The 22,936-nt window shown below is 73.9% G+C and carries 18 protein-coding genes; all 18 read left to right on the plus strand.

The annotated features are described in order from the left end of the window. The first annotated feature begins 4 nt into the window (after positions 1-4). The gene (locus CGL27_RS45765; protein WP_119993560.1) at positions 5-2,269 is read left to right on the plus strand and encodes a phage tail sheath C-terminal domain-containing protein; all 2,265 of its coding nucleotides are present in this window, start codon (positions 5-7) and stop codon (positions 2,267-2,269) included. Positions 2,270-2,289: 20 nt separating this feature from the next. Further along, positions 2,290-2,745, plus strand: a complete 456-nt coding sequence (locus CGL27_RS45770) for a phage tail protein (RefSeq protein WP_014057285.1) — start codon at positions 2,290-2,292, stop codon at positions 2,743-2,745. Between the two features lies 1 nt (position 2,746). Then, positions 2,747-4,240 carry a phage tail sheath subtilisin-like domain-containing protein gene (locus CGL27_RS45775; RefSeq protein ID WP_119993561.1) on the plus strand — a complete coding sequence of 498 codons (1,494 nt, stop codon included), beginning with the start codon at positions 2,747-2,749 and terminating at the stop codon, positions 4,238-4,240. Continuing rightward, entirely contained in the window at positions 4,237-4,755 is a 519-nt protein-coding gene (locus CGL27_RS45780; RefSeq protein ID WP_078646079.1) for a phage tail protein, read from the plus strand. The genes CGL27_RS45775 and CGL27_RS45780 overlap by 4 nt, the downstream gene beginning before the upstream one ends. Further along, complete coding sequence (locus tag CGL27_RS45785; RefSeq protein ID WP_078646080.1) at positions 4,752-4,946, plus strand: putative phage tail protein; 195 nt, start codon at positions 4,752-4,754, stop codon at positions 4,944-4,946. Before CGL27_RS45780 ends, CGL27_RS45785 begins: the two co-directional genes overlap by 4 nt. 88 nt (positions 4,947-5,034) lie before the next feature. Next, positions 5,035-5,706 (plus strand): LysM peptidoglycan-binding domain-containing protein, encoded by a 672-nt coding sequence (locus CGL27_RS45790; protein WP_078646081.1) that lies wholly within the window; start codon positions 5,035-5,037, stop codon positions 5,704-5,706. A 10-nt stretch (positions 5,707-5,716) separates the two neighbouring features. After that, the gene (locus tag CGL27_RS45795) at positions 5,717-6,898 is read left to right on the plus strand and encodes a phage late control D family protein (protein ID WP_119993563.1); all 1,182 of its coding nucleotides are present in this window, start codon (positions 5,717-5,719) and stop codon (positions 6,896-6,898) included. A gap of 2 nt (positions 6,899-6,900) precedes the next feature. Continuing rightward, positions 6,901-7,596, plus strand: coding sequence for a phage baseplate assembly protein V (locus CGL27_RS45800; RefSeq protein ID WP_237299472.1), 696 nt, complete (start codon positions 6,901-6,903; stop codon positions 7,594-7,596). Next, positions 7,593-8,006: a GPW/gp25 family protein gene (locus CGL27_RS45805; protein ID WP_119993565.1), complete on the plus strand. Its 414-nt coding sequence runs from the start codon at positions 7,593-7,595 to the stop codon at positions 8,004-8,006. The genes CGL27_RS45800 and CGL27_RS45805 overlap by 4 nt, the downstream gene beginning before the upstream one ends. Beyond that, positions 8,003-9,952 (plus strand): baseplate J/gp47 family protein, encoded by a 1,950-nt coding sequence (locus CGL27_RS45810; RefSeq protein WP_119993567.1) that lies wholly within the window; start codon positions 8,003-8,005, stop codon positions 9,950-9,952. The genes CGL27_RS45805 and CGL27_RS45810 overlap by 4 nt, the downstream gene beginning before the upstream one ends. Further along, positions 9,949-12,000 carry a putative baseplate assembly protein gene (locus CGL27_RS45815; RefSeq protein WP_119993569.1) on the plus strand — a complete coding sequence of 684 codons (2,052 nt, stop codon included), beginning with the start codon at positions 9,949-9,951 and terminating at the stop codon, positions 11,998-12,000. The genes CGL27_RS45810 and CGL27_RS45815 overlap by 4 nt, the downstream gene beginning before the upstream one ends. After that, positions 11,997-13,961: a phage tail protein I gene (locus CGL27_RS45820; RefSeq protein WP_119993571.1), complete on the plus strand. Its 1,965-nt coding sequence runs from the start codon at positions 11,997-11,999 to the stop codon at positions 13,959-13,961. Before CGL27_RS45815 ends, CGL27_RS45820 begins: the two co-directional genes overlap by 4 nt. Positions 13,962-13,973: 12 nt before the next feature. After that, positions 13,974-15,230 (plus strand): hypothetical protein, encoded by a 1,257-nt coding sequence (locus CGL27_RS45825; protein ID WP_119993573.1) that lies wholly within the window; start codon positions 13,974-13,976, stop codon positions 15,228-15,230. Positions 15,231-15,232: 2 nt separating this feature from the next. Then, complete coding sequence (locus tag CGL27_RS45830; protein WP_119993575.1) at positions 15,233-17,290, plus strand: hypothetical protein; 2,058 nt, start codon at positions 15,233-15,235, stop codon at positions 17,288-17,290. Further along, a complete protein-coding gene (locus tag CGL27_RS45835; protein ID WP_119993577.1) occupies positions 17,287-18,423 on the plus strand; it encodes a hypothetical protein in 1,137 nt (378 codons plus the stop codon). The genes CGL27_RS45830 and CGL27_RS45835 overlap by 4 nt, the downstream gene beginning before the upstream one ends. Positions 18,424-18,425: 2 nt before the next feature. Further along, positions 18,426-18,956 (plus strand): hypothetical protein, encoded by a 531-nt coding sequence (locus tag CGL27_RS45840; RefSeq protein ID WP_119993578.1) that lies wholly within the window; start codon positions 18,426-18,428, stop codon positions 18,954-18,956. Next, positions 18,953-20,824 carry a hypothetical protein gene (locus CGL27_RS45845; protein ID WP_119993580.1) on the plus strand — a complete coding sequence of 624 codons (1,872 nt, stop codon included), beginning with the start codon at positions 18,953-18,955 and terminating at the stop codon, positions 20,822-20,824. Before CGL27_RS45840 ends, CGL27_RS45845 begins: the two co-directional genes overlap by 4 nt. A gap of 5 nt (positions 20,825-20,829) precedes the next feature. Beyond that, complete coding sequence (locus CGL27_RS45850; protein WP_119993581.1) at positions 20,830-22,932, plus strand: ATP-binding protein; 2,103 nt, start codon at positions 20,830-20,832, stop codon at positions 22,930-22,932. Positions 22,933-22,936 lie beyond the last annotated feature (4 nt).

Below are 22,936 nucleotides of genomic sequence, written 5' to 3' on the forward strand. Positions count from 1 at the left end.
GTCCATGGCGGAGTATCTGAGCCCCGGGGTCTACATCGAGGAGATCGATGCGGGCCCACGGCCGATCGCGGGGGTGAGCACCAGTACGGCGGGCATGGCCGGGGTCACCGTGCGCGGTCCGTTCACCGGCAAGCCCAAGCTGGTCACCAACTTCCTGGAGTTCCAGAACACCTTCGGCGGATTTCTCCGTGAGCCGGACCCGCTGATCCGGGACACCTGGGCGAACGACCCGGCGGAAGGCGGCCGTTGGTGGCTGTTCCCGCTGGCGGTCAAGGGTTTCTTCGACAACGGCGGCCAGCGGCTGTACATCAAGCGCGTCGCCAGCAGGCAGGCGAGCCCGTCCGCGGGCGTGCTGGGCCACGGCCTGGTGAGCCCGGTCGCCGGCGACGCCGCCAAGGGCGCGACCCGCCTGGAGCTCGGCCACCTGATCGGGTTCTCCGGCGTAGGGCAGCAGATCCAGCTCTTCCGCGGCGACGACCAGCAGTCGATCCACACCGCCGGTGTCGCCGCCTACGACGCCACCACCCGCCGGATCGAGCTGGACGCCCAGCTCCCCGCGGAGGTCAGGGCGGGCCGCGGCGACTACGTACAGATCGGGACGCGCGACGCGGAGGAGACACTGGAGTTCGCCGCCGTCAGCCCCGGCTCATGGGGCGACGCGGTACAGGTGCGGATCCAGCCGATGGCCTCGGCCGCGCTGCCGGTGCTGCCGGATCCGCAGGAGGGTGCGCTGTTCGTCACGCGACTGGCCGCGGATGCCGCCGCGGACGGCGAGACGGTCGAGGTCGCCGCGGTGACCGGGCTCGACCCCGACGAACTGCCGCCCGACGTCTGGGTGCAGATCGGCTCCAGCCGGTTCAAGGTCCAGCTGAGCCGGCCGGCGGACGGGAAGGTCACGCTGACCCTGCCGTCCGGCACGGCACATGAGGCGTGGCGGAGCGGGCTGCTGGTGCGCCGCGTGCGCCGGGGCACCACCTCGGCGGGGCCGACGCTGCGGATCGGCGGAGCGAGCCGGCTGTACGAGGGCGCCGTCGTCCAGCTCGACGACGGCACCCGGCTGACCATCCGCACCGTCGAGTCGATCGCCGCGGATGTCGTCACCCTGGACGGGAACGTGCCCGGGACGCTGTTCGAAACCGACCGGCTGCAACTGGTCGAGGCGCAGGTCGACGCCCGGTTCACCGATCCGTCCGGGGCCGTGGAGACGGAGACGCACCGCAACCTCCGGCTCACCGGTGACACCGCGGCGAACCTGGTGACCACCCTGGCCGTCCGCTCCCGGCTAGTGCGGGCGACGGCACTGGGCGCACTGTCCACCGACCCGGCGAAGTTCCCCCTGCCCGCGGTCGGGTCCTGGCTGACGCTGGGAGGCGGGGACGACGCCTACGGGAGCCTGAGCGTGGCCGACTTCGTCGGCGAGGACGGCGGCAGCGGCAAGCGGACCGGGATCACCGCGCTGGAGGACATCGACGAGGTCGCGGTCTGCGCGGTGCCCGGCATGTGGTCAGGGACGGTCGAATCGGCCCTGGTCACCCACTGCGAGCTGCTCAGGGACCGGTTCGCGATCCTCGATCCGCAGGACGGTCTGGACATCGAGGGCGTCCAGGCGTTCCGCGAGCGGTTCGACACCAAGTACGCCGCGCTCTACCACCCGTGGCTGGTCACCCGCGACCTGTCGGCGGGCCGCGATGTCGAGGTGCCGCCCTCGGGCCATATGGCCGGGATCTACGCGCGCGTGGACGTGGAGCGGGGGGTGCACAAGGCGCCCGCCAACACGGTCATCCGGGGTATCCGGCTGACCGACGGCATCGCCCAGGACATCACCAAGCGCCATCAGGACGTGCTCAACCCCAAGGGCATCAACGCGCTGCGGTTCTTCCCCGGGCTCGGCCACCGGGTCTGGGGCGCGCGCACGCTCTCCTCGGACAGCTCGTGGAAGTACGTCAACGTCCGGCGGCTGTTCCTCTATCTGGAGGAGTCGATCGAAGAGGGCACCCAGTGGGTGGTGTTCGAGCCGAACGACGAGGCGCTGTGGTCCCTGGTCCGCCAGACGGTCACGAACTTCCTCACCACGGTCTGGCGCAGCGGCGCGCTCGCCGGTACCACCGCCGACGAGGCGTTCTTCGTCGCCTGTGACCGCACCACGATGACCGAGGACGACCTGGCCAATGGCCGGCTCATCTGCGCCATCGGCGTCGCCCCGGTCTTCCCGGCGGAGTTCGTGATCTTCCGGATCCAGCAGCAGACCCGCGAGACCCAACTCGCCTGAGTGCCCGAGGAGAGTCCACCATGCCACCTGTGACCAGGGACGATCCGTACGCGTCCTATAACTTCAAGATCTTCGTGTTCAACGTCAGCGACGACGGGCTCGCGGTGAGCGGGTCCTTCACCGAGGCGAGCGGGCTGGAGCTGGAGATCCCGCCGATCGAGTACCGCAACGGGAGCGAGGACATCACCGTCCGCAAGATCCCGGGACTGAAGAAGTTCACCAACCTCACCTTCAAGCGCGGCATCACCGGCCACGCCGCCTTCTGGAAGTGGGTGGCCGACGCGCTCAACGGCACGGTGAAGCGTACCCACGGCTCGATCGTGCTGTGCGACGAGAACCGCAACGACGTGATGCGCTGGAACTTCGACCGTGGCTGGCCCACCAAGTACACCGGCCCGACGCTCAGCGCCACCAAGAACGAGATCGCCATGGAGACGCTCGTCCTGGCGGTCGAGAAGCTGGAGATCGAAGTCTGACATGGCAGGCGAAGCGCTCCCCGGCGTATCCCTCGCGTTCGCGCCACGCGACTCCGACACGGAGCCGCTGCGCACCGATGTGGCGGCGTTCCTGGGCCGGCTCCGCCGCGGCCCGGTCGCCACTCCGGTCCGCGTGGAGAGCTGGAACGACGTCGTGGGCACCTTCGGGCCGCCGGAGGGCGCCTTCGCCACCCCGTACGCACTGCGCGGCTTCTTCGAGAACGGCGGCCGCACCGCCTGGGTGCTCCGCGTGTCCGGGCCGGCCACCACGGCCCGGACAGCGTGGACGGTCGGGCCGCTGAGCGGCTGGGACACCACGCGCTACCAGGTGGTCGCCACCAGCCCAGGCGCCTGGGCCAACGGCGGGCGCGTCGCCATCCGTTACCAGGCCAGCACCGTCGCCGGTCCGCCCACCGTGAGCGTACGGGTCATGATGCCCGGCGAGCCGCCCGAGACCTTCCCCGGACTGCCGCCGGCCGGCCTGGCCGACCGGCTGATCGCATCCCGCTACATCCGGCTGGTCCCGGACGGGCCACCACCGCCACCGGGGCGGCCCGGCCCGATCTCGATGTCCTGGGACCTGACGCTCGCGGGCGGCGCCGACGCGGCGCCCACCCCCGGCGCGTACACGGACGCCGTGGCGGTACAGGCCGAACTGCCGGAACCGGCGCTGGTGGCGCTGCCGGACCTGGGAGCGGACTTATCCGGCGCCGCGCACGCCGACGCGGTACTCGAACTGCTGCGGAGCGTACAGCCGTTGCACGACCGCCTCGCCGTGCTGGACGTGCCGCCCGGGCTGTCCTCCGTGGACCAGGTGGTCGACTGGGTGGGCGCCCTGGCGGCCACCGGCGACAGCGGGCTGCTCGGCTGCGCCGCCGTCTACCACCCGCCGCTGCGCACCCCCGACGGGCAGGACGTGCGCACCGTCCCGGCCTCCGGCCACGTCCTGGGCGTCATCGCCCGCCTCGACGGCGAGCGCGGGGCGCACCACACGCCCGCGGGCGCCGTGATCCTGGAGGCGGTCGACCTCGCCGCCGAATACCCCGAGCCGCAGCAGGTCCGGCTGTTCGACGCGGGCCTCGACCTGATCCGCTGCACCCGCGGGCGAGGGCTGGTGGTGTGGGGCGGGCGCACCCTGTCCGCCGACCCGAGCACCCGCTACATCGCCCACCGCCGACTGGTGCATCTGCTGGTGCGCGCGATCCGGCGGGCGGCGAGCCCGCTGGTGTTCGACGTCAACTCGGCCGAGCTGCGGCTGACGTTGGTACGCGCGCTGACCTCCGTGCTCCTCTCGGCCTACCGAGCCGGGGCGCTCGTCGGCGCCCGGCCCGAGCAGGCGTTCCGGGTGGTGTGCGACGACACGAACAACCCGCCCGAGCAGGACCCGGGGCAACTGGTCTGCGAGATCGAGGTCGCCCCGGCCGTCCCCATGGAGTTCATCCGGCTGCGTCTCGTACTCGGCCAGGACCGAGGTCTGGAGGTGATCGAGGCGTGAGCCTGGATCCGCTGCCGAAATACCGATTCCTGGTCACCCTCGACCCCGGCGACGCGTATCTGCCGGCCGCGCAGGCGCTGCTGCTGCCCCTGGCCGCCTCCGGCGCGTTCCAGGAGGTCACCGGGCTCGGCGCACAGCTCGAGGTGACGAGCTACGCGGAGGGCGGACGCAACGACTCGGTCCACCAACTGCCGCTGCGCCACTCATGGAACCGGATCACGCTCAAGCGCGGGGTGGTGCGCGACCCGGGGCTGTGGTCCTGGTACCAGGCCGGGCTCGCCGACTCGCTGGGCGCCCGCCGCGACGGCGCGGTGATCGTGCTCGGCCCGGACGGGGTGCCCGGCGCGGCGTGGGCCTTCCACGGTGGACTCGCCGCCAAGTGGACCGGCCCGGACCTGCACGCGGAACAGAACGCGATCGCCATCGAGTCGCTGGAGATCGCGCACGAGGGGCTGACGAAGGTCCTGCAGGACGCCGCGGCGAGCGCCTTGCCGCGCCTGATCCAAGGGAGGTGACCGACGTGCCGAAGGTGACCATTCACCATCTCGAGGTCCGGTTCCAGGTCGACGGCGACGACGGCGCCGTGTTCACCCGCCTGTTCAACAAGCACATCCAGGCGTGGGCGAAGTTGTACGAGGACCAGTGCGCGCGCGCCCAACACACCCGGGGCGAACGCAGCTTCGGCGACGGGGAGGTGCACCTGTGAGCGTCGCACGCGCGGCCGCCGGGCCGCAGGCAGCGACGAAAGCCGCACCTCTGCGCCGCGCGGGCGGAGAAGCGAACGAGGAGGCGCCGTGAGTGTGACGCCCGTGTCCTTCGCCCGGCAGGGCTCCGCCAAGGCCCGGCTGGAGATCGTCCGGCCGGTGATCGCCGACGAGCGGCAGCGGCGGATCCCGCTGCGGTTCAACCCCACCGACTACAAGCTGAGCAAGAGCAACACCTTCGCCGAGATCACCATCCCCGGCCTGGAGACACCGCCCCTGCAGTACGTCCGCGGCGGCACGGAGACCCTCACCGTGCAGGCGCTGGTGGACACCTCCGACACCCTGGAGAACGTACGGAAGCTCTACGTCAACGCGGTGCGCAATCTGCTGCGGCCCGACAGCCGCGAACACGCCCCGCCGGTCGTCCGGTTCGTCTGGGACGAAGAGGTCTTCACCGGCGTCGTGGAGAAGCTGGACGTCAACTACCAGCTTTTCCGGCCGGACGGTGTGCCGCTGCGGGCCATGCTGGACCTCTCGCTCAAGGAGTTCCGCACGGCCGCCGTGCAGGTGGCCGAGACACCGCGCTCGTCCCCCACGGTGGAGAAGAGCTATGTGGTGCGCCGCGGCGACACGCTCAGCTCCATCTCCGCCGCGCTGTACCGGCGGCCCGACGCCTGGCGGGAGCTGGCCCGCGCCAATGGCATCAGCGACCCGCGGGAGCTGCGGCCGGGCCGTGTGCTGACCGTGCCCCGGCTGCCGTGAGGAGCGCCCGATGAGCACCCCCACACCCGAGGTCGCGTCGCCCGACCGGTACGCGCCCGAGTTCGATGTGCGCATCGAGGGCCTGGAGATGGACCCGTCCACCAAGAACGACATCATCGACATCAAGGTGAACCGGGACATCGACGAGATGTCCGGGTTCGACCTCACCCTGAACAACTGGGACGACGCCAATCTGCGCTTCAAGCACAGCGATTCGCCGCGCTTCCGGCTCGGCGGCCGGGTCTCGGTGCGGCTCGGCTACGCCGACAAGCTGCTCACCGTCGCCACCGGCACCATCTCCACGCTCAGCCCGAAGTTCACCGACGGCGCGTCGCCCACCGTCCAGGTCAGCGGGGTGGACGGGCTGCTGCGGCTCAAGGACCGCAAGCCCACCGAGAACGAGACCAAGATCTACCGCAATCTGCCCGACTGGCGGATCGCCGAGCAGATCGCCCAGCGCAACCATCTGCGCATCGAGGTCACCAGGGAAGGGCCCACCCACGACCGGGTGGTGCAGAAGAATCAGGACGACGCGACGTTCCTGCTGGAGCGGGCCAAGTGGCTCGACTTCGACTGCTACATCCTCCCCGACGCGACGACCGGCGAGGACACGCTGTACTTCATCAAGCCGACCGACGGCCGCGACGGCCGCCCGATCCGGCTGTACCGGCTGGCGTACGCGCCGGGGCTGAGCACCGGCCCCACCGGCCGGCCCGCTGGGCTGATCCCCAACCTGATCGAGTTCACCCCCACCCTGACCGTCTCCCAGCAGGTCAGCAAGGTCACCGTGCGCGGCTGGGACCCCCGTACCAAACAGCCGATCGCGTTCACCGCGACCGCCGAGAACCTTCCCGCCGGGCAGAACACGGCCGATGGGCAGAGCGGCCCGCAGGCCGCCGAATCCACCCTGCAGGGCCGCCAGGAGGTCGTGGTCGACGCGCCCGTCGGCAGCGATCAGGAGGCCCGCGAACTGGCGATCAGCCTGTTGCGCGAGCGTGCGTACGAGTTCATCACCGCGACCGGCAAGGTGGCGGGCCTGCCCGAGCTGCGGCCCGGCGACAACCTGGAGATCTACGGCCTCGGCCGCCGCTTCTCGGGCACCTACTTCGTCAAACGGGTCGAGCACACCCTGGGCACCGGTGGTTTCTTCACCCAGTTCACCGCTCGGCGGATCCATCAGGGGGACCAGTGACCATGAGGGGCACGCCACGCGCCCGCTCCACCGACAAGCGCTACTACGGCGTCGTCGAAGCGCTCGTCGTGGAGAACGAGGGCGATGACGAGGGCCAGGTCAAGCTGAAGTTCCCCTGGTTCGACGACACCACGGTCACCGACTGGGTCCGGGTCGGCCAGCTGTACGCGGGCGGCGGCTACGGCTCGGTGTTCGTCCCCGAGAAGGGCGACGAGGTGCTCGTCGCCTTCGTCCACGGGGACATGCGGTACCCGATCGTGCTCGGCGGCCTCTACAACGGCGAGGACAAGCCGCCGACCGCCCGCACCGAGGGCCGCGACCAGAAGATGATCCGGACCCGGCACGGCCATGAAGTGCTCCTGGACGACACCGAGTCCAAGGCCGCCGTACGCATCACGTCCGCCGCCGGACACGTGGTGGAACTGGACGACCAGGGCAAAGCGCTCCGGATCACCGCGGCCGAGGGCGGCAGCGTCACCGTGACGGCACAGGGCGAGATCACCCTCAAGGCGCCGAAGGTGACGGTGGATTCCCCCTCCATCGACCTCGGCGGCGGCGCCACCGAACCGCTTGTGCTCGGCAACGCGCTGCTCCAGGCGTTCAACACCCACACCCACCCCTCCGCCGCCGGGCCGACCGGCCCGCCCACCCCGCCGCTCACCCCCGCCGTACTGGCCAAGAAGGCGAGGACGGCATGAGCGAGGAGTTTCTCGGGACCGGCTGGCGGTTCCCGATCCTGCCCGACGCGTCCGGGCGGCTCGGGTACGCCGTCGGGGAGGAGAGCATCGAGCACTGTCTGCGGGCGCTGCTGCTCACCGGCACCGGCGAGCGGGTCATGCGGCCCGAACTGGGCACCCGAGCCCATGAGTTGGTGTTCGCCCCCGGCAGTGTGCAGAACCTGCGCGACCTGGAGCAGTCGATCGCCGCCGCCGTCCGTGACCATGAGCCGCGGGTGGAGCTGGAGGAGGTCCGCGCGGAGGCCGACCCGGCCGATGAGTCGCGGATCACCGTCTCGGTCGTCTACCGCATCCGGCGCAGCAACACCAAGGCGAACCTGGTGTTCCCGTTCTACACCGGCCTCACCGGCTTCACCGGGGGCATCTCATGACCCTGCCCGCACCGAAGCTGGACGACCTCACCTGGGCCGACATGATGGCGGCCATCCGCCGCCGGATCCCCGCCGAGTCGGACGGCACCTGGACGCTGCACGCGCCCGTCGACCCGGGTGTCACCCTCCTCGAACTCTTCGCCTACCTCCTCGAACAGCGGCTGTACTGGCTCGACCAGGTGCCGGACGCGCTCGTGGTCGCCATACTGCGGCTGCTCGGCCTCGAACCGCCGCGCCCCGCCCGGCCCGCCGCCACCGTGCTGCGCCTCGCCGCCCGGCAGGAGGGCACCGACGTACCCGTGGTCCCCGCCGGGACGGCGCTGACCCGGGACCCCACCGGACAGGTGGTCTTCACCCTCGACGACGACGTGGCCGTCCTCCCGCTCGCCGAGGGCGGTGAGGTCACCGTGTGGACCGACCGCGACCGCACGGCGGACCTGCGGGCCCGCCGCGGCATCGCGCTGCTGGCGAGCGACGGCGCCCCGGCACAGGTCCGGTTCACCCTGCCGCTCACCGGGGCGCACCCCGCGCCCGGCCCGATCGGCCTGCTCGTCGAACTGGACGCGCCCGCCGCGTCCGCGCCCTCCTGGCTGCCCGGGGCGGTCGCCGACGTACCGCCTCCGGCGGAGCTGACCTGGTCCTGGTTCCGGCCGGGCACGGATGTCTCCGGCGGATTCGAGAAGGTCGAGGACGGCACGGCCGGGCTCAGACGGTCCGGTGTCGTCCGGCTGCACACCCCGGCCGACTGGACCACACAGGACACCGGCCTCCTGGTCTCGACCCCGGCCGCCACCTACCCGGCCCCGCCCCGGCTCCTCCAGCTCGCCGTCAACGTGTCCGCCGCACACCACCGCACGTACCGCACCGCGAGTGGCGCCGACCTCCGGGGGCAGATCGACGCCTGGCTCAGACTGCCCGGCCAGCACCTCGTCCTGCCGGACGCCGCAGGCCGCCTTCTGGAGGCCACCCTTCGGCTGGCGGGCCAGGAGTGGCAGCCGTCGCCGGACTTCACCTTCGGCGCACCGGCCGACCGGATCTTCGTGCTCGACCGGGCCGAAGGCGCGCTGGTGTTCGGCGACGGACTCACCGGGCGCATCCCCCGCCCGGACCCGGACGCGCACATCGACTACGTCACCGGCGGCGGCCGGGGCGGCAATGGCGGCATGACCGGCAACTGGCTGCCGGCCGAGGACCTTCCGGCCCCGCCGGGAGCGGTCTCGGCCGCCAATCTCGTACGGGCCGAAGGCGGCGCGGACCCGGAGACGATCACCGAGGCGCGCCAACGCGCCGCCGCGTCCCTGGGGGAGGTGACCCGCGCGGTCACCGCCGACGACTACGTCACCCTGGCCCGTACGACGCCGGGCGTCGCCATCGCCCGCGCGCACCCGGCCGTCGGCGAGCACCCCGGCTTCCCGTGCGCCACGGTGCCCGGCGCGGTGACCGTCCACATCGTCCCGGCCGCACCCCGCGACGACCTCACCCGCGAGGACTTCGTCGCCGCGCCGCTCCCCGACCCCGGCATGCTGTGCGCCGCCGCCGCCCGCCTCGAACAGACGCGGCTGCTCACCTCCGAGGTCTTCGTCCGCGCGCCCCGCTACCGCGAGGTGACGCTGCGCGTCACCCTGTCCGGCGACCCGGCCGACCACACCCGCGTGTCCACCGTGCTCACCGCCGCGCTGCGCCGCTTCCTCGACCCGCTCGTGGGCGGTGAGGACCAGGACGGCCGGCCGTTCGGACAGCCGCTGCGGCCCTCGGCCCTGCTGCGGGCCGCGCAGCGGTCGCTGGGGGACCTCGCGGACGTCGCCGCCGTGGCGATCGGCCTGGACGGGGCCGAACCGGACGAGGAGTGCGACGAGGTGCCGCTCGGCGCGGGGGAGCTTCCCGTCCTGCGGACGGTCCACACCCGGATCGTGCCCGCCGCCGAACCGGGGGAGGGGCTGGCATGACCGGGGACGTGTGGTGGGAGAAGGACGCGCGGGAACGGGAGAGGGAGGACGGGCGGATCGTGCCCGGCCCCGGCCCGACCGGCGGCCGGCCCGAACTGGTCGACGCGACCCGCGAGGCCGTCCGCGCCGACGTACGCGGCCGGATCGCGGGCTACACCCCGGACTGGACCGACCCCGACCGCCAGGACGCCGGTGTCGCCCTCGTCCGCCTCTTCGGCACCCAGGCCGAACCCGTGCTCGGCCGCGTCAACCGGCTGCCGGAGAAGGTCCTGGCCGAACATCTGGCGACGGCGGGCGTGCGCAGGCGCCCCGCCGGTGCGGCGGCGGCGCTCCTGGAGTTCACCGTCAACCCGCCGGAGGGCGCCTCCGTGCTCGTCCCCGCCGGGTTCCAGAGTGCTGCCTCGACCCCGGCCGGGCAGGTCGTCTACGAGACGGATCAGGACCTGTACGCCACCCCGGCCGCCCTCGCCGACCTCGCCGTCCAGGAGGCCGGAACGCTGCAGGCCCTGCCGCTGGGCCCGGCCGGGCCCAGCCGCCCCTTCGAGCCCTTCGGCCGCGACCCGGAGCCCGGCAACGCGCTGTGGATCGGGCTCGCCGGGCCGGCCGCCCCCTACCCGCGGCTGTCGCTGGGCTTCGTGGTCGTCGCCGCACCCCCCGCCCCCGCGGCCGCCGGCGGCACGGCGCCCCTGCCGCTGCCGCCCGCGCCGCTGCTGCGCTGGGACGTGCTGGACGGCACCCGGCTCGTACCGGCCGAGGTGATGCGGGACTCCACGGCCGGGCTCGGCGCCGACGGGACCGTCGAACTGAGGGTCCCGCGCTCCTGGGAGCCGGGCAGTCCGTCCGGCACCCGGCCCCGGCTGCGCTGGCTGCGCCTGCGGATCGCGCACGGCGCCTTCGCCGGACCCGCGCCCGTGCTGTCCGGACTGCGGCTGAACGTGGTCGACGCCACCGCCGCCCGCACCATCCGGGACGAGCCGCTGCAGCCCGTCCAGGACCTCGCGGCGACCGGGCGGCGGCGCATGAAGCTGAGTCAGGTGCCCATCCTCGCCGGGTCGGTGGTCATCGAGGTCGACGACGACACGGGCGGCGACGTGTTCGGCACCACGGCCGGCACCGCGTCCCGGTGGCGTGAGGTGGAGAGCCTGGCCGGATACGGCGCCGACGACCGGGTGTTCACCGTGGATCACGAGAGCGGCGAGGTGACCTTCGGGGACGGCGTCAGCGGCGCGGCCGTCCCGCCCGGCTTCCGCAACGTCCGCGCCGTGCGCTACCGCGTGGGCGGCGGCAGCGCCGGCGCCGTACCGGCGGGCGCGGTGAACGGGGTGGTGACCGCGCTGCCGTTCGTCACCGGCGTGGGCAACCCCTTCCCGGCCTCCGGCGGAACGGACGCCGAACCCGACGCCGACGCCATGCGCCGCGGCGCCGGTGAACTGCGGGCCCGCGGCCGGGCCGTGGCCCCGGCCGACTACGGGCAGCTCGCCACCCGCGCGCCCGGTGCGTCGGTGGCCCGCGCCCGGGGCGTGCCCGGCCTGCACCCCGACTTCGCCGGGGTGCCGATCCCCGGCGTGGTGGGAGTCCTCGTCGTACCGCCGCTACCGCCGGGCGACGACGCGAGCGAACCGCCGGTCCCCACCGCCGCGACCCTGCGGGCCGTCGCCGACTTCCTCATCCGTGAAGCCGCCCCCGCCGGAGTCACGGTGGTCGCCGCCCCCGCGCCGTACCGCCGCGTCGCGGTGGAGTCCTGGGTCTCCCTCGACCCCGACCTCGACCGGGCCGCGGTCCTGGCCCGGGCCGGGGACGAGGTGCGCACCTACCTGGACCCGCTGCGCGGCGGGGAGGACGGCGCGGGCTGGCCGTTCGGCGGCGCGCTGCGCCACACGGCGCTGGTCCGGCGGCTGCTGGCGGTCGAGGGGGTGCTGGCCGTCACCCGGCTCGCGCTCACCGTCGACGGAGTGCGCCGCACGCCCTGCACCGACCACATCCTCCCGCCCCACACCCTGATCTGGCCGGAGCGCCCGCTGCTGATCCCGGTAGGAGACCGGCCATGACGTGCACCCCGCCCCCCGCGACCTTCCGGCTCCTCGACGCCTACGTCGGCTGGGACGAGCCGACAGGCGGCGAACCGGGCGTGGACGGCATCGTCGGCTTCGACGACCCGGCCGGCCTCCGGCTCGCCCACCGGGGCGCCGACCCGGAGGGCCCCACCCGGGACCAGTTGCTGCCGTGGTTCCCCGACCCCCGCCTCGCGCCCGGATGCGGACCGTGCGGCTGGTACCTGCTCGTTCCCGGCGAGCGGCGGCTGCTGCGCCGCGATATGTGCAGCGGTGCCTTCACCCCCGTCTGGCCACCCGGCTGCGACCCCGGCCCGCCGCGTGAGCCGGTCTCCGTCGCCGCGCGCGGACACCGGCTGGCCGTGGTGGAGTCCGACCGGGTCCTGGTGTGGCGCCGCGAGGGCGAGCAACTCGCCGGTGTGATCCGGGCCGAGCGGCCCCGGTGGGCCGCCCTCGGTCCCGGCGACGACGTCCTGGTGGCCTGTCAGGGCGGCACGGACCTGCGGCGGTTCGACTCGACCGGCGGCTTCCGCGGTGTGCTGCGCACCGGCGCGCCCGGTGAGGTCATCGGCCTGCGCACCGGACCGGAGCGGACCGTGTGGCTGCTCACCGACGACGGCGGACGGCTCGGGATCCACCGGGGCGGTCATGGCCGCCCCTTCCGCCCCGTCACCGTGGACGAACTGGCCGCGACCCTGCCGCCGTCCACGCTCACCTCGGCGGGCGAGGACGGGTTCTGCCTGGGCGAGAAGGGCCCGGAGGGCCCCGAGACCAGCTGCTTCACCTGGCATGGCCCGCCCCGGGACCTCGCGCCACCGGCCACCGGCGCGTATGTGACCAGCGGGTCGTACCTCACCACTCTGATCGACAGCGGCATCTCGCGGTGCCGCTGGCACCGGGTGCGCGTGGACGCCGACGTGCCCGCCGGGACGGCGGCCGCCGTCGAGATCGTGGTGAGCGAGGACGGGCGGTACGAGGAGAGCGACTGGCAGGCGTCGGCTCCCGGCGCCACGGACTTCCTCGTCGACCAGCCGCCCGGCCGCTTCCTGCGGCTGCGGCTGCGGCTGTCGGGCGATGGCGGCTCGACTCCGGTTCTGCGCCGGATCCGGCTGGACTTCCCCCGGGTCACCAGCGCCGATCTGCTGCCGCCCGCCTTCCGCGAGGACCCCGCGGCCGACGACTTCACCGAGCGCTTCCTGTCGCTGTTCGACGCCACGCTCGCCCAGCTCGACCGGGTGATCGAGCGGTATCCGTCGCTCCTCGACCCGGCCGGAGTCCCGGACCAGGCGCTGCCGTGGCTGGCCGGTCTGCTGGGCCTGTCGTTCGAGGCGGGCTGGGACGCCCGCACCCGGCGCGCGCTGCTGGCCGCGGCCCCGGAGCTGTACCGGCGCCGGGGCACACCGTGGGCGCTGCGGGAGGCGGTGCGCATCGTGTTCGGGGTGACTCCGGTCGTCGACGAGCTGGCGACGGACCGCCGCTGGGCGTGGCTGCGCGAGGCGCGGCAAGCAGGCGGACCGGCCCAAGGGCTCGGCGCCGTGCGGCTGTTCGGCCGGTCGGCGAGCCGCTTCCGGGTCGGCGGCACGGCGCTGGGCGCGGCGCCGCTGCGCGCGTTCGGCACGCCGGACAGCGACCCGTTCACCGCGCACGCGCACCGGTTCCGGCTGCTCCTGCCCGCCGGATCGGCGGACGTGGCGGCGCTGCGACGGCTGGTGGAGCGGCAGGCGCCCGCGCACACGGTGGGGTCGGTGCGCACCGGCGGCGCGGGGTTCGTGGTCGGTTCGCGGTCCACGGTCGGGGTGGACACCGCGTTCGTTCCGCTCCCGGCGCCCGTACTGGGCGGTGCGCACCCCGTGCGGCTGAACCGCGACGGGGTGCTCAGGCCAGGACCGAGAGGGTTGCGCCGAGGGGTGGGCGTGGGAGTCGTCTCCGCCGTCGGCATTCAGACACAAGTGTCGTGAGAGGACGGGGCGATGACCGAGCCAGGAACACCGAGGACCGAGGAGTTCGACGCGCCACCACTGCGCCGGCTGCGGTACTTCCACGGCCAGCTGCTGGGTGCGCGGGACTTCCAGCGCGAACAGGAGTACCACCGTGAGAAGTTGAGACTGCGCATGCGCTGTCTGCTCGGCTACGGCGTGGTGTGCGGCCTGCACGTGGAGCCGGTGCCGCGGGACGAGGACGACTGCCCGCCGGACGACTCCGCCGACGAGCCCACGCGGCCCGCGGAGAGCGCGGAAGAGGGCGGTACCGAGCCGGAGCGCACCCGGCGCAGGGCCAAGGTGCGGATCACTCCCGGTCTCGCCGTGGACTGTGAGGGCAACGAGGTCGTGGTGCGCGGCGGCTGCGAGATCGACCTGTGGAAGGCGCTGCCCCCGCACGAACGGGACACCGGCACCGTCTGGGTCGGCATCGAGTACGCCGAGCGGCCCGTCGAACCCACCCGCGCCGTCTACAACGACGCCTGCGCGGACACCTCCGACTGCGAGTTCGGCTGGACCGAGGAGTGCTACACGGTGCGGGTCACCGGGTGCGAGCCACCGGTGGACGAGCGCTGTGACACCTGCTGCTCCGCGTGCGAGCACACGGTGCTGTGGCTGGCCAGGATCGATTGCGTGGACTGGTACGAGCCGGTGCGCCGCGACCAGATCCATATGAACGTACGCCGCCCGTTCGGCCGCCATCTGCCCACGGTGATCACCGGCGTCAACTGGATCCACGGACACACCTACACCATCGACGAGGCCAAGGACCTCCTCGGCACCCAGCACGAGGACGGCGGGCTCGTGGTGCGGTTCTCCGCCGACGTACGGTCCGACACGCTGCGGCCCGGCGTGGTGGAGCTCCAGGTCATCGAGGGCGGCAGCGGTCGCAACGCCTCGACCTGGTACATGGGCGGCACCTTCGCCGAACCGGACCCGGAAGCCGACGAATGCGACGAGTTCACCCGGGAGTTCCGCTACCGCCAGACCACCCGCGAGACGCTGCAGGACGGCGACCGCGTACTGATCACCGTCCGCGCCGCGTTCCTCCTCGACCGCTGCTGCCGCCCGGTCGACGGCACCCACGTCGGCGGACGCGTCCCGGTCATCCACACCGGCGCGACCTTGTCGGCCGCGCACGGCGACGAGTGCTGCGACCTCCCGCCCTCGGGCATCGGGCCCTGGACGTCCGGCACCGGCGCGGGCGGGGACGTCTTCGAGAGCTGGTTCTTCGTGAAGGAGCGCTGATCATGCGAACAGACTGCGGATGCGGCTGCGGTGGCGACGCCACCCGGACCTCCGCCTTCGTACGTCCTCGCTTCTTCGCAGGGCAACTGCTGACCGAGGACGATCTCAGCCTGCTGGTCGAGTACACGACGGCGAAGGCCAGACTGCACAACCGCTCCCTGTACGGGCCGGGCGTCATCTGCGGCCTCGGCGTCACCTGCGACCCGTGCGGCGGCGGAACCGTGGCGGTGCACCCCGGACACGCGCTGGACTGCGCCGGAAACGACATCGTGGTGCCCTGCACCGAGCGGGTCGACGTCCAGGCACTGGTGCGGGAGCGGCGCATCAGCGGCCTCGGTGTGGACTGTGGCGAAAACTGCGCCGACAACGCCGACGACGGCGGGCGCCGCTATGGGCTCTACGTGCGCTACCGGGAGCTGCCCGCCGAGCCGGTGGCCCCGTACGCCACGGAGGAGCCCTGCCCCTCACCCGGATGCGTCCCCTCCAGGATCCAGGAGGGGTTCCAATTCGTCGTCGAATGCGACGACTTCGAGGACCACCGCCACAACCCCGGCACCCGGCTCCTCATGAGCCTCGGCGACCTCGCACGGGCCGACCGGGCCCGCACCCGCGACCGGCGGCTCGGCCACTACACCGACGCCCTGACCGTCGCGTCGCTCGCCACGGGCCGGGCCATCCGCTTCGACGCCGCCGACGCGGGGCGGTACGCCACCGCCTTGGCGTGGCTGCGCGAGAACGCGGGCGGGGAGGGCGCGCCCTCCCCGCCGACGGCCCGCGAGATGACCGAGCACGTCCGCGCGCTGGCCGCCGCCGTCGCCCGGTACGACACCTACGACCCGGCCGGACAGGAGCAGCTCGGGAGGGACTACCCGGACCTCGCCACCGTGCGGGAGGCCCGCGGCATCCTGGGCACGGCGTGCGAGCGGCTCAAGGGCGCCGACATGGAATCCTCGTGGCCGGACCCGCTGCGCCGTACGATCGCCCACGCCGTCGTCACCGAGACCGCGGCCCGCGTCGTACCGGAGCGGGGCGACCCGGACGCGCCGCTGGAAGTGCGCATGCTGGCCCAGGGCACACCGCTCGGTCACGCGCTGCGGGTGGAGTTCCGCGCCGACCTCGGCCTGATCCGGGAGTGGCTGCTGTGCCGGCTGGACCAGGCCGCCGACCTCGCCGACTGCGCGCTGCGCACGGACATCGCCGCCGTCGACGTACCACCGCTGCTGCCGCCCCCGCCGCCGGACAGCACCGAGAAGGCCACCGTCGCCGAGGTGCAGCAGATCGCGGAGGCGGCCACGGCACTGGGCACCGCGCTGGGCCGGTTCCTGACCGACGCGGCGTGCGCCACGCTCAACCCGCCGTGCGGCGACTGCACCGACACCGACGTCCTGCTCGCGCGCCTGGAGCTGGACGGCTGCGATGTCGTACGGGTCTGCTCGGCCACCCGGGAGCAGGTGCTGCCGGGCGGATCGGCGTACGGCGAGTGGCTGCCCAAGCTCTACCGGCTGCGGGAACTCGCCGAGCGGGTGTGCTGCCTGCCCGTGGCGCGGCACCAGAAGCCGACGCTCCCGTCCGAGGGACCGGTGGCGCGCCCGTACGCGGACGACCTGCTCGGCGACTGGCCGCGCACCGGGAACCTGGAGGAGATGCTCTCCCTGCTGCTGACCCCCGCACCCGGCGAGACGCCGCCCAAGGCGCTGCACGAACAGGTCTACACGACCCCCAGCGAAGTCACCGACAGCATGCAGGAGCTCGCCCGGCTCAGGACCCAGGTCTCGGACCTCACCGCCGCCGTGGAGGGGCTGCGCACCCAACTGGGCAGCGCCCGGACGCAGATGACCCACCTGGAGGGGCAGGTGCCGGAACGGCTCGGGCCCCGCCTCGCGGACCTCGAAGGCACACCGGACCGAGCGGCGGACCAGGGACCGGATCAGGGACCGGATCAGGGACCTGATCAGCCGGATCAGCCCGACCGGGCGCCGGAGCAGGGGGCCGAACCCGCCAAGCCCCCGGCCAAGCGCAGCCGCTCGCCCCGTACCCGGAAGCCCGGTGAGACGCCATGACGGGCCCCCTGCGCCCCGCCTTCCACGAGGGCCAGGTGCTGGCCGCCACGGACCTGTCGGCCACGGTGGAGTACGCGCGCGCCGGGGCCGCCCGGCACGCGCGGCACCTGCACGAGTGGGGCATCGTCGAAGGGCTCGGCCTCGCCACCGAGCCCCGTACCGACCCGCTGACGGGTGTCCGCCATGTCGAGGTGAGCGTCTCGGCGGGGATCGCCGTCGACGGGACGGGCCGCGAAGTGGTCGTCACCGAGCCGGTCGTACTGCGCGAGAGCGACTTCGAAGAGGTCAACGGCGCGGACCAGCCGACGGACGAGCCCTACCCGGTCTTCCTCACCGCGGCCGACCGGGAACCGGCCCAGCTCCCGGGGCCGGTCTCCTGCTCCGGCAGCGCCACGAAGACCCGGGTGGAGGAGTCGTACCAGATCCTCTTCGGGCGCCTCGGCGACGAGCGGCTGGCGGCGGAGCAGCAGCCGCCCGCGATCGGCGCCCCACCGGCCGATCCGCCCGCCCGCTGGCTCGTCCTGCTGGGCTATGTCCACTGGGCGGACGGCCACTTCAGCGGCACCGAGACCACGGCGCGCGGCGTCGCGGCGCGGTTCGCCGGAGTGCGTGCGGACACCGTCTCGGCCCGGTCGGGCGCGCTGACCCTGCGGACCGGCACGGAGGCAGAGGAGGGCAAGCCCGCCCTCGTCCTGTCCGGCGGCGATCAGCCCACCCTGGTCTTCGGCCTTTACCAGGGCGGCGGTGCGGTCGCCCCGCTGATGACCGTGGCAGCCAACGGCAACCTGACGATCGAGGGCAGCTTCAGCGGCCGGATGCCGGCCGGCAGCACGCTGGTGACCTCCGGGACCGCCACCGACGGAATGCTGCTGCCGCTGCCGTCCGGCATCACCCCGGAACAGGTCGCCGACGGGCGGGTCGTGATCCATGTCCATCTCACCCCGCGCACACCGCCCCTGGCGGGCACGACGCTGTACAGCCCGGTGGAGGTCGCTGTGGACGGAGACCGGCGGGTCCGCTGCCGGGTGCGCCTGTACGACCCCCTGAAAGCCACCCCCGAGGTCGTCGAACAGCCCGGTGCGGTCGACTTCCTCGTCCTGGCGACGGTCGCGCCGACGAACGGCGGTGGCTGACGATGGCACTTTCCGTGGTGTACGCCGTCGACACCGGCCACGTCGTGGGCGCGCTGGCTCTGACCGGCGCCGCTGCCCCGGACGAGGTGGCCGCGCTCGTCGGCCGCGCGCTGCCGTTACGCGTATCCCTGGACGGAGGCCGCGTCGCGGCCCTTCCGCTCGGTGCCCGGGACCTCGCCGTGGCGGCCGTGGACGACGAACCGGCCGCCCTCGCCGAGCCGTTGGCCTTCGGGGTCGAGATGACGCCCGAGGGCAAACCCAAACCGGCGCTGGTGCGGCTCGCGTCGTGGACCGGCGGCATCGCGCCGGCCACGGACGGGCTCACCGTCACCGTGAAGGTCGCCGTGGCCCGCCCCACCCCCGTGGTCGCCCTGGTCTCCGACGAGCAGGACACCCATGTGCTCGCCGGGGAGATCCCCGCCCAGCAGACCCAGGTGAGACTGCCGGCGACCCTCGTGGCGGACAGCGTGCACGGTGTGCTGGTGCTCGCGGCCGGCTGGGCGGGCCGCCTGGGGAAGGTGAGGGTGACGTGAGCGCGCCCACCGCGCCGACCGTTGGCGGGACCGGCGAGACCGGCGACGACGGTGAGCCCGGCGAGATCACGGTGCACCGGTGCACCGTGACGGTGGTCCGGCGCGGTGGGTGGAGCTGGGGGCCCGAGCCACGCGGCCTGGTCCGCCAGGTGGTCGAGGCCCTGCCGGAGTTGCTGGCGGATCACTTCGCCGAGCGGCTGGCGACCGACGGGCCGGATGTGGAGATCACCGAGCCGCTGACCGTCACCGTCCGGCCGGGCCGGGACGGCTGGTCCGGTTGGACGGCGGGCGGTGGGCCGCCCGTCGAGGTCCACTTCGCGCCGGTGCCGATGGTGGAGGTCCCCGCCGAGGCGCCCGACACCGACGCCGTGTCGTTCGAGGAGTCCTTCGCGGCGGCGCCGGATCCGTGGACCGCCCCGAGCGCCGCCGCGCTCTTCGCCGAACTCGCGGAGCGCGGCGAACTGGGCGCGCTGCTCGCGCTGTTGCCGGACGCGTCGCTACGGGCGTATCTGCCGGCCCTGCTCGGCGTCGACGACACGGCGGCCGCCCGGCTGCTCGCCGAACTCGTCGGGCGCGCCCTCACGGCAGGCCCTCCGCCCCCCGGCCCGCACGGCGAGGCCGCCCGCCCCGGGTCCGCCGAGCCGCTGCCCGAGCGGCTGCGCGCGGCGGTCGCGGGCGCCGACGCGGCGGACCTCCCGCGGCTGCTCGCCGACTTCCTGGCGTCGGCTGACCGCGAGGAGGCGGTACGGCTGATCCAGCCCCCGGCCGGTCCGTACGACCCGGGCGCCGAGGAGCCGTCCGGCGCGGCGGGCGGCACCGGCGCGGTGCGTACACCCGTCGGGGCGAGCACCGCCGCCGGGGGGCGCACCATGGGCGAGGTGCAGGTGTGGTCCGCCCTGCCCTTCCTGCTCGCCGGGCCACTGGCCCGCATCGGGTACCTCGACGCGATCGGGTCGGCCCTGTCCGGTGTCGAACTGGCCGAGGACGCACCGCTGTTCGCGGCAGCCCTGGCGTACAAGGTGCTGGGTGCCACCGCACGGGGCTGGCGGCGCGCCGAACGGGACAGCGAGGCCGCGGCCGCCTTCGCCGGTCTCTCCCCACCCCTGGACGAGGGGCGGCTGACCGCCTTCGCCCGGCAGGTGCGCCCCGCGCTCCCGGTCCTCGACGGCGTCCTGGCGCTGTCCGTGTGCCGTGGCCACGCCCCCGCCGACCCGCTGCTGCTCACGGGCGCCGACGACGGACTGCTTCTCATCGACGCCCACGGCATGTTCCCGATCGCGTGGGCCGCGGAGGCCGCCGGGCTGCTGCCGTACTGGCAGTCCTGCGGGCATCCGCCCGTGCTGCTCTGCGACGGGCCCCTGCCCCCGGGGACTCTGCGCGACCTCGCCTCGGCGGGCGTGCCGTTCCTCACCGGCGTACGGCCGCTGCGCGGCGACCCGGTGGCGCGGCTGCCGTGGCGCACGCCGCTGTGGAGCGCGCCGGGCACCGCACCGGACATGCGCCTCGCCGCGGAGCTGCCCGCTCACGCCCAGCGGTGCGCGGACCTGGTGACCGCCCTGGTCACCGAGCGCCGGGCGGTGCCGCTCGGCCAGGACGGCGGTCTGGAGCGCACTGTCACCCTGGCCGCCGCGCTCGGCCTGTCCACGATCGCCTGGACGCTCTGGCGCGAGCGCGAGACCCCGGATCCGCTCCTGGCCCTGGACCGCTTCGCCGATCTGGAGGCCACGGTGCGGTTCGAGGCCGCGGCCGTCCGGGTGCGCGTTCCGATGGGACGGCGCCATGCGGACCTCCTGCGCGGCGGCCTGCTCGCCGATGTGCCCGACGTGGCCTGGCTGGGAGGCCGGACCCTGACCTTCTCGGCCGGGTGAGACACATGGGCGAACCAGCGCTTGAGCATCTGCGGATCCGGCTGGCGGGCCTGCACCGGGCGCTGCGGGCCGCCGTCGAGCGCCAGGCGGCGCTCGCCGCCCGGCTCACCAGGCCCGACCTCACCCCCTACTGCGTGACCGACGAACAGGTCGGCGTACTGCTCGGCGAGGTGCACGCCTTCGCCGACACCATGGCCGAGCCGTACACCCCCCGGCAGCCGGAGCCGGAAGCCGAACGGGACCTGAGGCGGCGCGCGTCCGCCGAGGGCACGACCCTGCCGCTGGACGCGCTCGCCACCCGGTTCGGCCTGACCCGCGCGGAGCAGGACGCCCTGCTCCTGGCCGCCGCGCCCGAACTGGACCGCGGCTATGAGCGGATCTACGCCTACGTCGTGGACAACCTGAACCGGCGGCTGCCGAGCGTGGAGTTGCTGGTGGCCGTGGGCGCGGACGGCGCGGCGGCCCGCCTCGCCCTGCGCCGCGCCCTCGGCCCGGCCGGGCCACTGCGCCGGTACGGGCTGCTGCGCGCGCACGGCGAGGCCGCGGTCGAACTCGCCCAGGAACTGGTCCCCGGCCCCGGGGTGCTGGACTTCCTGCTGGGCTGGGGCGGCGACGTGGGACTGCTCGGCCATGACCCCGGCGAGGTCGCGCCGCCGGAGCCGCGCGTGCTGTCCCCGTACCTCTCCTCGGACCGGCTCATCCGGCTGGGCCGGGCGCTGGGCTCAGGCGACCTCGACCTGGCCGGGCTGTGGGGCTGCCCGCCCGACGGCCAGCTCGACGCCGTACAGGCGCTGGCCCGGGCCGCCGGAGCGCCGCTGCGCACCCTGACCGCCGACCCCGAGGCCGATCTGCGGACGGCCGCCGTGCTGGGCGCCGTGCTGTGGATCCCCACCGACGACCTGCACGGCGAGGCGCGGCGGCCCGCCGCCGACGCGGTGTCCGCCGCGCTGCTGCGCTCGCGCGTGCCGGTGTGCCTGACCGGCCTGAAGCCCTGGCGCCCGGCGGGCCTGCTCGCCGCGCGCGCCTACGCCGAACTCACCGTGCCCGCCCCCGGGTTCACCGAGCGCCGGGCGATGTGGTCGGCCGCGCTCCCGGACCTGAACGGCACCCTCCTCGAAGACCTCGCCGTCCGCTACCGGATGAGCGGCGGCGAACTGCGCGCCGTCGCCTCGGTCGCGGACGCCGGGGCCCGCCTGGCCGGCAACGGACACCCGGAGCCGGTCGCCGATCACGTCGAGCCCGCCATCGCCACCGTCACCCGAGGACGCAGCGGCAGCGCCGTCCACGCGATCACGCCCCGGCGCACCGTCGGGGACCTGGTCCTGCCCGATGTCCAGTTCCGCCAGATCCTGGAGATCGCGTCGGCCTTCCGCGCCTGGCCCCGGATCGCCGAGAGCTGGGGGTTCGCCCGCCGCTCGGGGCACGGCGGGGTCAAGGCGCTCTTCACCGGGGAACCCGGAACCGGCAAGACCATGTCCGCCGAGATCGTCACCGGCATGCTCGGCCTGGAACTGCTCAAGGTGGACCTCGCCCAGGTCGTCTCCAAATGGGTGGGGGAGACGGAGAAGAACATGGAGATCGCGTTCCGGCAGGCCGAGGAGAGCCACGCCGTGCTGCTCTTCGACGAGGCCGACGCCCTGTTCGGCAAGCGCGGCGAGGTGAAGCACGGCACCGACCGCTACGCCAACCTGGAAGTCGGCTATCTGCTGCAACGCCTGGAGGCCAGCGACGGCCTGGTCATCCTGACCAGCAACCTCAAGGACAACATCGACCCGGCCTTCACCCGGCGCTTCCACTTCGTCGTCCACTTCCCCCGCCCGGTCGCCGCCGAACGCCGCAGACTGTGGCGCCTCGCCTTCCCCGAGGAGGCCCCGCTCGCGCCCGACGTGGACCTGGAGGCCCTGGCCCGCCTGGACATGACGGGCGCCGCCATCGCCGCGGCGGCCCGCACGGCGGCGCTGGCCGCGGCGGACGGAAGCGGCGATACGATTGCCATGCGCCATGTCGTACGTGGTGTGGCACGCCAGTTCCAACGCGAGGCCCGCCTGCTCCGCCCGGCCGAACTGGGCCCGCACGCCCATCTGCTCGACGACGGAACCCCGGGGTGAAGCC

The organism is Streptomyces sp. 11-1-2 (assembly GCF_003595545.1).
Taxonomy (GTDB): Bacteria; Actinomycetota; Actinomycetes; order Streptomycetales; family Streptomycetaceae; genus Streptomyces; species Streptomyces hygroscopicus_B.